Below are 9,321 nucleotides of genomic sequence, written 5' to 3' on the forward strand. Positions count from 1 at the left end.
GCATTCACTAGACAATAAAGATATTCTTTTAATCATTGACCGTATTGTAGTTAAAGAGGAAGAAGAATTCTTCAACAGATTGGCTGATGCCGTACAAACGGCTTTTTTTGAAGGAAAAGGTGTTTGTTATTTACAAGGATTAGATACTAAAAAACGATTGGAATTCAGTGCTAATTTTGAATTGGATGGAATTACTTTTTTAGAACCCAATATTCATCTATTTAGTTTTAATAATCCTTATGGTGCTTGTCCAACTTGCGAAGGTTATGGAAACATAATTGGTATAGATGGTGAATTAGTTATACCAAACACAGCGCTTTCTATATATGAAAATGCCATTTATCCTTGGCGTGGTGAAAGTATGGGATGGTATCGTGACCAATTGGTAAACAATGCCTACAAGTTTGATTTTCCAATACATAAACCTTATTTTGAACTTACCGAAGAGCAAAAAGAGCTCCTGTGGAAAGGTAATAAATTCTTTATTGGATTGGATGATTTTTTCAAAGAATTAGAAGAAAAAAACTATAAGATACAAAATCGTGTGATGTTATCGCGCTATCGGGGTAAAACCAAATGTACTACTTGCAAAGGAAAACGACTGCGCAAAGAAGCAAATTATATTACTATTGGCGGTAGCACTATTTCTGAATTGGTTGACTTATCAATAAAACGATTAATTCCATTTTTCAAAGAGCTTTCTCTTTCTGAATATGACCAAAAAGTAGCCAAACGTTTGCTAATTGAAATCAATAACCGATTGGCTTTCCTGAGTGATGTTGGTTTAGATTATTTGACTTTAAACAGAAACTCTGCTACACTATCTGGAGGTGAATCACAGCGAATTAATCTAGCAACTTCATTAGGAAGTAGTTTAGTAGGTTCGATGTATATTCTCGATGAACCCAGCATTGGCTTGCATCCAAAAGATACCGAACGATTAATTAAGGTATTAAAAAACCTTCGTGACTTGGGCAATACGGTTATCGTTGTAGAACACGACGAAGACATCATGAAAGCTGCAGATAGAATTATTGACATTGGTCCCGAAGCGGGCACTTTTGGTGGTGAATTAGTAGCCGAGGGGACTTTTGATGAAATTCTAAAAGCAGATTCGTTGACAGCAAAATATTTAAACGGACAACTTGAAATTGCAGTTCCAAAAAATCGCAGAAAGTCGAACAACTTTATTGAAATAAAAGGGGCTAGAGAAAACAATTTACAAAACATTGATGTTGTCTTTCCTTTGGAAAGTTTAACGGTTATTACAGGTGTTTCTGGTAGTGGAAAAAGCACTTTGGTAAAAAAAATATTATTTCCAGCGATGCAGAAAAAACTAGAAGGAATTGGCGATAAAGCTGGTCAATTTACTGAAATAACAGGAAGTTTTTCACATATCAAACACATTGAATACGTTGACCAAAATCCCATTGGGAGAAGTTCACGCTCGAATCCAGTGACGTATATCAAAGCGTATGATGATATTCGCGATTTGTATGCGAAAGAAAAACTGTCTAAAGTTCGTGGTTATCAAGCCAAACATTTTTCGTTTAATGTGGATGGTGGTCGATGCGAAACGTGCAAAGGAGAAGGTTCCATCAATGTAGAAATGGTTTTTATGGCTGATGTTTCCTTACCCTGTGAAACTTGTGGCGGAAAACGATTTAAGAAAGAAGTATTGGAAGTGTCGTTTGAAGGGAAAAATATTGATGATATCCTAACGATGACTATTGATGATGCCATTACTTTCTTTGCCGAAAACAAACAAACCAAAATAACGCAAAAGTTACAGCCCTTGCAAGATGTTGGATTGGGTTATGTGCAATTGGGACAATCCTCTTCTACCCTTTCGGGTGGCGAAGCACAGCGGATTAAATTAGCTTCGTTTTTGGTAAAAGGCGTGACCAAAGAAAAAGCACTATTTGTTTTTGACGAACCTACTACGGGTTTGCATTTTCATGATATAAAAAAACTGTTAGCATCTTTTGATGCTTTAATCGAAAAAGGGCATTCCATCATTGTAGTGGAACATAATCTTGACCTTATAAAATGTGCTGATTGGATTATTGATTTGGGTCCAGAAGGGGGCGAGAATGGTGGACAATTATTAGCCGTTGGAACTCCAGAAGACGTTGTGAAGAACAAAAAGTCAATTACTGGTTTTTATCTTAAAGAAAAGTTATAAAAGTTTTTATTTAATTACTATTTTCTTTGTAATTCTTACTTTACTCGCTTCAAAAACAGCCAAATACATTCCTTTAGCTAATCCTATTAATGAAACAGTTTCTAGTAACTGTGCGTTTTGAAATTGTTTATTCAAAACGACTTTTCCTTGCATATCCATTAGAGAAAAAGTATATTCACTAGCTTCAAGTGACCCTAAACTAATATTCAAACTGTCTTTAGCTGGACTTGGAAAAAAACTAATTTGATTATCATCATAACTAGCGTTTGTTAATGTTGTAGAGGCTTTGGCAAAATGCAACATCGCTCCAGTAGCAGCTTTGGCAATATTGTAAACATAAACTGGATCCATATTGATTAATAAATCAGTTGCGGTATGCCTGTGAGGTGTTTCATTTTTTTCAAAAAAACCAGTAATGATTTCGTTATTATCTTCAAACGGCATATAATCGGATGCATAAGCATAAGACAAAAAAGTATTTAATGGCGAGTATAAATCAACACAAGTAATTAACTGATTAGTGAACATATTTGAAGCAGCATTGTTTGAAGTTGGACTGCCAGTGTCTCTCTCGCAAGTAATGGTATCATTAATCATATCGGCTCTTCCTCCTACTTCGTCTATATTAAAAACCAAGCGAATGTCCATTTTAGGAGTAGTTCCGTTTACTACTGTAGAAACAAAGTGTTGGCTTCCTATCAAACCATCTTCTTCTCCACTAAAATTGATAAATTTTATGGAATATTCCGTTGGAATGTTTCTCAATAAACGAGCCACTTCAAATATGGTAACTACTCCGCTACCATTATCATTAGTTCCTTTGCCTGCTATGGTATCATAATGTCCGCATAAAATGATAAACGTATTTGGATATAGCGTTCCCACTTTTGTAACTACCAAATTTTTACAGGTTGTAGCCCCATTTGTAAAACTATATTCTTGCATTTGAGCAGCGGTATATCCGTAGCTTAAATATTCTGCTTTTAACCAATCAAGAGTGTTTTGTAATGAAGTTGTGCCTCTTCTTTTAACTCCTAAATTTTCAAATTCAGTTAGGTTATTAAGAACATTGGAAGCTGATACTTGATCTGCAACACTTCCATAATAGGGAATAAAAATTTGAGTATGTCCTTTAGCAATAAAAAACAATAAGAAAAGTGAAAATAGTAGTTTTTTCATTGATGATTTGATACTATACATTCGTTTAATTTAAAAAATCGTTAGCAAATGTAATCAATAAAAGAACATATTTCAATGTGTAAATTTATTTTATTAATACAAAATACCATTCGCAAACCTTTAAAAACAAAGCTTTTAAAACATCTTAATCAAAACTTAAGAATTAATTACCTTTTTTTGGCACACCAATTGAAATAGTGTGTGTAACGGAAATGATTTCTGTTCGAAGAAGCTGAAAATCGATAGAGTAAGCAAAACGCATAAATGAATAGATCATGAAAAAAATTACCTTTTTAGTAGCAAGCGTTTTAATGACAACTGGATTTATAAACGCAACAGAAAGCAGAACAAGATTCAGCTTTGAAGAACCAATTTCATTTGTAGAAAGAGGCATTGAGTTTTTTGTTTTTCAAAATGGAGATTTTGATTTTAATACGCGTCCACAGGATGGCCAAGGAGATTATTTTTATAAAGCTGCCGGAAAACGTGGTGCTTCAATTAACGAAAGAAGAACATTTAACTATGGTACTAGAATAGAACATGATAGTTTTGGTAGGGTTAGACGCGTTGGTAACACGTTTATCAATTACGATAGTAACGATAGAGTAAGTCGCATTGGAAGTGTTTATATGAGATATAACAGAGTTGGTTTAACTCAAATTGGTGGAATGAGAATTATATACAACTACAGAGGTGAAATAGTAGACACAGTTGGAGCTATTAAAAGGTATTATAACTCTGGTTATGCCTACAACTATACTAATGATCATTATTATACTGCTTCAAACTATACTGACAATGATTATTACTATTATAGAGCAGATGGCACCAAAGCTAAAATAGAAGAAAAAAAATAAGTTAGGTTAAATTGAAAGTCATTTTAAATAAAAAACCGCTTCGACGAAACGAAACGGTTTTTTAATGGAGCCGGCGGAGGGACTCGAACCCACGACCTGCTGATTACAAATCAGCTGCTCTAGCCAACTGAGCTACGCTGGCCAACTCAACTTGTGTGCAAATATATAAGTCAAATTTAATTCACCAAAATATTTGAGAACTTTTTTCTATTATAGTGCGTTGATTTTTTCAACCAATTGATTTGCGGTTTGTTCTAATTCTACATTGATTTGTTTGAAATGCGCTTTTTTATTTTCTACTTTTTTAGCATTCACTTTTTCAATCAAACCATCGAAAGACGAAATCGCTTCGTCAATAATTGCATTTGTTTTATCAGAAGGTTTTCCTATAGTTGTCATCTCATATATATAAACCGCTTCAATAATATCACCTAATACAAAATTGATGTCTTTTTTTAAATTCTTAACACTTGGCATTTTCTTTTATTTTTAAAATTTAACTATGTTCCGTTCGACCTCTCGGTCTCGGGTGGTGCAAAACTACATTAAATCTTTAGAATACAAACTACGAAATATAAATTTCTAAGATGGAAGCGCTACCAGACAATTCAAAATTAGTTAAAGCTGCAGGAATTAAGACTGTATCTCCTTTTTGATAATAAAAAATTTCTGTATTAATTTTCAATTCAAAACTTCCATCAACGCACATGTAAACCGTGAAAGAATTTTGATTTTTATTCACTTTTACCGCTCCATTTAAAGGAATAAAATTAGTGGTGAAATAACGACAATCAACTATTGTATTTGATAGGTTTTCATTTTTTGAATAGTATTTTTGAGCATCAACAGTTTCATAATTGATAGCTTCTAACGCTAAATCAATATGCAATTCGCGAGTATTTCCATTGGCATCTACTCTATCAAAATCATAAACTCTATAGGTAACATCCGATGTCTGTTGGATTTCGGCTACTACAATTCCGGCACCAATGGCATGAATAGTTCCCGTTTCTAAGAAAAAAACATCGCCTTGTTTTACCTTTTTAGTATCCAGAATATCAACAATTGTTTTATTATTAAGATGTTTCAAATACTCTTCTGGTGTAGACTTTTCCTTAAATCCTACAATCAATCGGGCATTTTCATCAGCTTGCATCACATACCACATTTCGGTTTTGCCAAAAGAATTGTGACGTTTTTTGGCCAATTCGTCATTTGGATGCAATTGTATGGATAAATCTTCGCGAGCATCAAGGTATTTGAACAATAATGGGAATTGTTTGCCAAATTTCTTATAAGCTTTTGTTCCTAATATTTCGTCTGGAAATTCATTGATTAATTCGTTGATTGATTTTCCTTTGTAAAAACCATTTGCGACTATACTTACATCGTTTTCAACGGTAGATATTTCCCAACTTTCGCCAGTAATATTAGATGATATGGGTTTGTTGAGATATGTTTTTAATTTAGTTCCACCCCAAATTCGTTCTTTTAAAATAGGTTCAAACTGTAAAGGATATAGTTTCATTTGGAATGAATTATTAAGCAAACTTAGAATGTTTTTAAAACCTTGAGCGCTTTTGTGATATGAATTTTTGCCAAAGTAGAATCAAAAACAAATTGCACTATCCCATTTTTATCAATCACATAAGTGGCTCTTCCTGGAAGCAACCCTAAGAAATCGTTGGGGACACCAAATGCGTTTCTGATTTTTTTGTTTGTATCAGAAAGTAAAATAAAAGGAAGTTTATACCTTGATGCAAATTTTTTATGGGATGATAAACTGTCACTGCTAATACCGATAACTTCTGCTCCTAATGTTTTAAAATCTTCATATTGGTCTCGAAAAGTGCATGCTTGAATGGTACATCCTGGTGTGTCATCTTTTGGATAAAAATAAATTACCATGGGCTGTCCTATATAATCCCGAACTTCAAAAGAATTTCCATTACTATCTATTGCAGTAAAAATTGGAATTTTATCACCTACTTGCAGTGCCATTATTCGCCTTTATAAGTTACAAAATTTCGAGGTGTTTCATAAAGAACAACTTCTAAATCTTTATTTGTGTCAATTTGTTTTCTGAGTTTTTGCCAAATAACCACAGCTATATTTTCGGCAGTTGGATTTAAATCTTTAAAATCGGGAACATCCAAATTTAGATTTTTATGATCGAAAGCATTTTCAATATGTTCTTTAATTAAATCGGCTAGAATTTTTACATCCATTACAAAACCTGTTTCTTGGTCAATTTCTCCTGTAACCGAAACAATGAGTTCATAATTATGTCCGTGAAAATTGGGATTATTGCACTTTCCAAAAACGACATCGTTTTTTTCCATCGACCAATCTTTTCGATACAATCGATGGGCGGAATTGAAATGTGCCTTTCTTGATACGGTTACTTTCATAGTGATTTTAGATTTTTGATTGTCGATTTAAGATTGTTGATTGTGAATAGGTGATTGTTTTTTAAATTAGGAAATCTGTCATCAACTGTCAGCAATCTTATATCTTATGGTCTTCAAGGTAATGATAAAATTCGTCAAAAATAATTTTAAACCAAATGGTATAAATATCAGGATTTTGAATCATGTCTTTTCGCACTTCTTCAATACACATCCATTTCCAGCTTTCTACTTCATCTGAATTAATAACTGGTTCATCATCATAACGCCCAATCATCACATGATCTAATTCGTGCTCTGTTAAACCATTATCAAAAGGCGCTATATAGATAAAATGAAACAGTTCTTTTAACTCGGTTTTAATACCCATTTCTTCATACAAACGGCGTGTTCCTGCTTGAATATTAGTTTCTCCTTCTCGCTGATGACTGCAACAGGTGTTTGTCCACAGCAATGGCGAATGGTATTTTTGATGTGCTCGTTGTTGCAACATGATTTCGTTATTTTTATTTAACACAAAAACCGAAAAAGCACGATGCAGAATCGCCTTTTCATGAGCTTCGAGTTTGTTCATCAAACCAATTGGTTCATCTTGTTCATTAACCAAGATTACTTTTTCTTCAATCATAACTTATTCTATTTGTCACCCTGAGCGAAGTCGAAGGGCAAAAATACAAAAAAAATACGGCGACCATAATTAAACAACTCGAACAACCGTTAAACTTTCCTTAAATCACTAAAATTTGCAATCTAACCGACATTTAAACAAGGTATCTAGCGTAAATTTGTATCAGATTTAAAAAACATTACTATGAAAAAATCCATTTTAAACTATTTACTTTTGCTTCCGATGTTTCTTGTAACAGCTTGTGGGCAAAACAACAATTCAGAAACTAAAAAAACAAAAACCAATGCTATGGAAAATATAATTTCAAAACCAAATAATCCTTATTATTCTAATACCGATACTACAAAATTAAATGTATCCGATGCGGAATGGAAAAAAGTATTGTCTCCCGATTTGTATGCTGTTGCGCGAGAAGCCGATACCGAAAGGGCTTTCACCGGAAAAATGTGGCAATCTGAAACCAAAGGAACCTATTATTGTGCCGCTTGTGGGTTGAAACTTTTCAAATCAGAACAAAAATTTGTGAGTAGTTGTGGATGGCCAAGTTTTTTTGAGCAAGAAAATAAAAATAGTGTTGTTTTCAAAGATGATAATTCTTATGGCATGAAACGTACCGAAGCGCTTTGCGGCAGATGCAACAGCCATTTGGGACATCTATTTGACGATGGTCCAGAGCCAACTGGAAAACGCTATTGCATGAATGCCATTTCCTTGGATTTTGTTCCCGATGGAGTTACCTCAACTACAGGAAATTTGGATACTATTGTACTTGGTGGTGGCTGTTTTTGGTGTGTGGAAGCCGTATACGAAAACTTGGAGGGTGTAAAAAGTGTCTATTCTGGTTATGCTGGCGGAACTGTTGAAAATCCAAGTTATGAAGAAGTTTGTACTGGTAGAACTGGTGCTGCTGAAGTAGTTGAAATTACGTATGACAAATCCAAAACCAACTTGGACGAAATATTCCAAGTGTTTTTTACTGTTCACGACCCAACAACCTTAAACCGTCAAGGTGCAGATGCCGGAACACAATACCGTTCAGCCATTTTTTATAAAAATGAAAATGAGAAAAAAGCGGCTGAAAGTTTAATTAAGGAATTGAATGAAAAGGTTTTTGCTAACAAAATTGTAACTACATTGGAACCTTTAAAAAAATTCTACAAAGCGGAATCCTATCATCAAGGGTATTATCAAAACAATAAAAATCAACCCTATTGCCAAATGGTTATTCAACCAAAGCTTGAAAAATTTGAAAAAGTTTTTAAAGATAGATTGAAAAAGAAATAGAAAATATAAAATTATTATTAAACACAGATTTCACAAATTAGCACAGATAAATTTGTGGTAATTTGTGAAATTTGTGTTTAACTTTTTATAAAATATAATCCGTATTAATAAAATTAGATTCCTTACTATTCAGTAAAGCTTGAAGAATTTCGTTATTATAAGCATTATCTTTTGAAGCCACAAAAGTTCGAATGGAAAACGAACGCAACGCATCGTGAATACTTAAGGTGCCAACTGCAGAATCTTTTCTTCCGGTAAACGGATACACATCGGGTCCACGCTGGCAAGAACTATTCAAATTTACACGACAAACCAAGTTCACCAATGTATCTATTAGCGGTGCAATGGTTTTGATATCTCTACCAAACAAACTCACTTGCTGTCCATAGTTAGATTCTGCCATATCGTTCAATGGTTCTTGAATATCTTTAAAAGTAATTATTGGAATAACAGGGCCAAATTGTTCTTCATGATAAACACGCATGGATTTATTTGTAGGAAACAAAACCGCAGGGAAAATAAAATTTTCGGTACGCGCACCACCTTTTTGATTGATAATTTTGGCTCCTTTTGCTGTGGCATCGTCAATCAATTCTTGAATATAATTTGGTTTTTCTACTTCTGGCAAAGGCGTTAACAAAACACCTTTCTCCCAGGGATTGCCAAAAGGTAAAGCATCCACTTTCTCGGCAAATCGCTTGTTAAATTCTTCGGCAATAGACTCATGAACATATAGAATTTTGAGTGCTGTGCAACGCTGTCCATTGAAAGATAGTGTTC

10 protein-coding genes and 1 tRNA gene are annotated in these 9,321 nt (G+C 33.7%); 3 read left to right on the top strand and 8 right to left on the bottom strand.

Annotated elements, in window-relative coordinates; all coding sequences use genetic code 11:
- Positions 1 to 2,185, top strand: a 2,185-nt coding sequence (gene uvrA / locus ACK5ON_RS08275) for an excinuclease ABC subunit UvrA (RefSeq protein WP_409821579.1), incomplete at its 5' end; no start/stop codon positions are given.
- Between the two features lie 6 nt (positions 2,186 to 2,191).
- On the opposite strand, the gene ACK5ON_RS08280 is transcribed toward uvrA, so the two are convergent.
- Complete coding sequence (locus tag ACK5ON_RS08280) at positions 2,192 to 3,364, bottom strand: M28 family peptidase (protein WP_409821581.1); 1,173 nt, start codon at positions 3,362 to 3,364, stop codon at positions 2,192 to 2,194.
- A gap of 275 nt (positions 3,365 to 3,639) precedes the next feature.
- Between ACK5ON_RS08280 and ACK5ON_RS08285 the strand changes: the two genes are divergently transcribed.
- A complete protein-coding gene (locus ACK5ON_RS08285) occupies positions 3,640 to 4,221 on the top strand; it encodes a hypothetical protein (RefSeq protein ID WP_409821583.1) in 582 nt (193 codons plus the stop codon).
- A 65-nt stretch (positions 4,222 to 4,286) separates the two neighbouring features.
- Here ACK5ON_RS08285 and ACK5ON_RS08290 read toward each other — a convergent pair.
- From ACK5ON_RS08290 to idi, 6 genes are all read right to left on the bottom strand, one after another.
- Positions 4,287 to 4,363, bottom strand: a tRNA-Thr gene (locus ACK5ON_RS08290).
- 68 nt (positions 4,364 to 4,431) lie between these two features.
- Positions 4,432 to 4,698 carry a hypothetical protein gene (locus ACK5ON_RS08295; RefSeq protein WP_396175308.1) on the bottom strand — a complete coding sequence of 89 codons (267 nt, stop codon included), beginning with the start codon at positions 4,696 to 4,698 and terminating at the stop codon, positions 4,432 to 4,434.
- A gap of 88 nt (positions 4,699 to 4,786) precedes the next feature.
- Entirely contained in the window at positions 4,787 to 5,749 is a 963-nt protein-coding gene (locus ACK5ON_RS08300; RefSeq protein WP_409821585.1) for a type I phosphomannose isomerase catalytic subunit, read from the bottom strand.
- Between the two features lie 23 nt (positions 5,750 to 5,772).
- A complete protein-coding gene (locus ACK5ON_RS08305) occupies positions 5,773 to 6,222 on the bottom strand; it encodes a peroxiredoxin (protein ID WP_409821587.1) in 450 nt (149 codons plus the stop codon).
- A complete protein-coding gene (locus ACK5ON_RS08310) occupies positions 6,222 to 6,632 on the bottom strand; it encodes a 6-pyruvoyl trahydropterin synthase family protein (protein ID WP_409821589.1) in 411 nt (136 codons plus the stop codon). Before ACK5ON_RS08310 ends, ACK5ON_RS08305 begins: the two co-directional genes overlap by 1 nt.
- A 97-nt stretch (positions 6,633 to 6,729) precedes the next feature.
- A complete protein-coding gene (idi, locus tag ACK5ON_RS08315) occupies positions 6,730 to 7,257 on the bottom strand; it encodes an isopentenyl-diphosphate Delta-isomerase (protein ID WP_396175316.1) in 528 nt (175 codons plus the stop codon).
- Positions 7,258 to 7,479: 222 nt separating this feature from the next.
- Here idi and ACK5ON_RS08320 point away from each other — a divergent pair, with 222 nt between their 5' ends.
- Positions 7,480 to 8,541: a bifunctional methionine sulfoxide reductase B/A protein gene (locus ACK5ON_RS08320; RefSeq protein WP_409821593.1), complete on the top strand. Its 1,062-nt coding sequence runs from the start codon at positions 7,480 to 7,482 to the stop codon at positions 8,539 to 8,541.
- 85 nt (positions 8,542 to 8,626) lie between these two features.
- Here the strand turns inward: ACK5ON_RS08320 and ACK5ON_RS08325 are convergent.
- On the bottom strand, positions 8,627 to 9,321 hold a 695-nt coding region (locus tag ACK5ON_RS08325; protein ID WP_409821591.1), incomplete at its 5' end, for an aldehyde dehydrogenase family protein.

This window comes from Flavobacterium sp. (assembly GCF_046317795.1).
Lineage (GTDB): Bacteria > Bacteroidota > Bacteroidia > Flavobacteriales > Flavobacteriaceae > Flavobacterium.

Coding starts and splice junctions, on each gene's coding strand:
- ACK5ON_RS08280 (WP_409821581.1), bottom strand. CDS start 3,364: ATGAAAAAACTACTATTTTCACTTTTCTTATTGTTTTTTATTGCTAAA.
- ACK5ON_RS08285 (WP_409821583.1), top strand. CDS start 3,640: ATGAAAAAAATTACCTTTTTAGTAGCAAGCGTTTTAATGACAACTGGA.
- ACK5ON_RS08295 (WP_396175308.1), bottom strand. CDS start 4,698: ATGCCAAGTGTTAAGAATTTAAAAAAAGACATCAATTTTGTATTAGGT.
- ACK5ON_RS08300 (WP_409821585.1), bottom strand. CDS start 5,749: ATGAAACTATATCCTTTACAGTTTGAACCTATTTTAAAAGAACGAATT.
- ACK5ON_RS08305 (WP_409821587.1), bottom strand. CDS start 6,222: ATGGCACTGCAAGTAGGTGATAAAATTCCAATTTTTACTGCAATAGAT.
- ACK5ON_RS08310 (WP_409821589.1), bottom strand. CDS start 6,632: ATGAAAGTAACCGTATCAAGAAAGGCACATTTCAATTCCGCCCATCGA.
- idi (WP_396175316.1), bottom strand. CDS start 7,257: ATGATTGAAGAAAAAGTAATCTTGGTTAATGAACAAGATGAACCAATT.
- ACK5ON_RS08320 (WP_409821593.1), top strand. CDS start 7,480: ATGTTTCTTGTAACAGCTTGTGGGCAAAACAACAATTCAGAAACTAAA.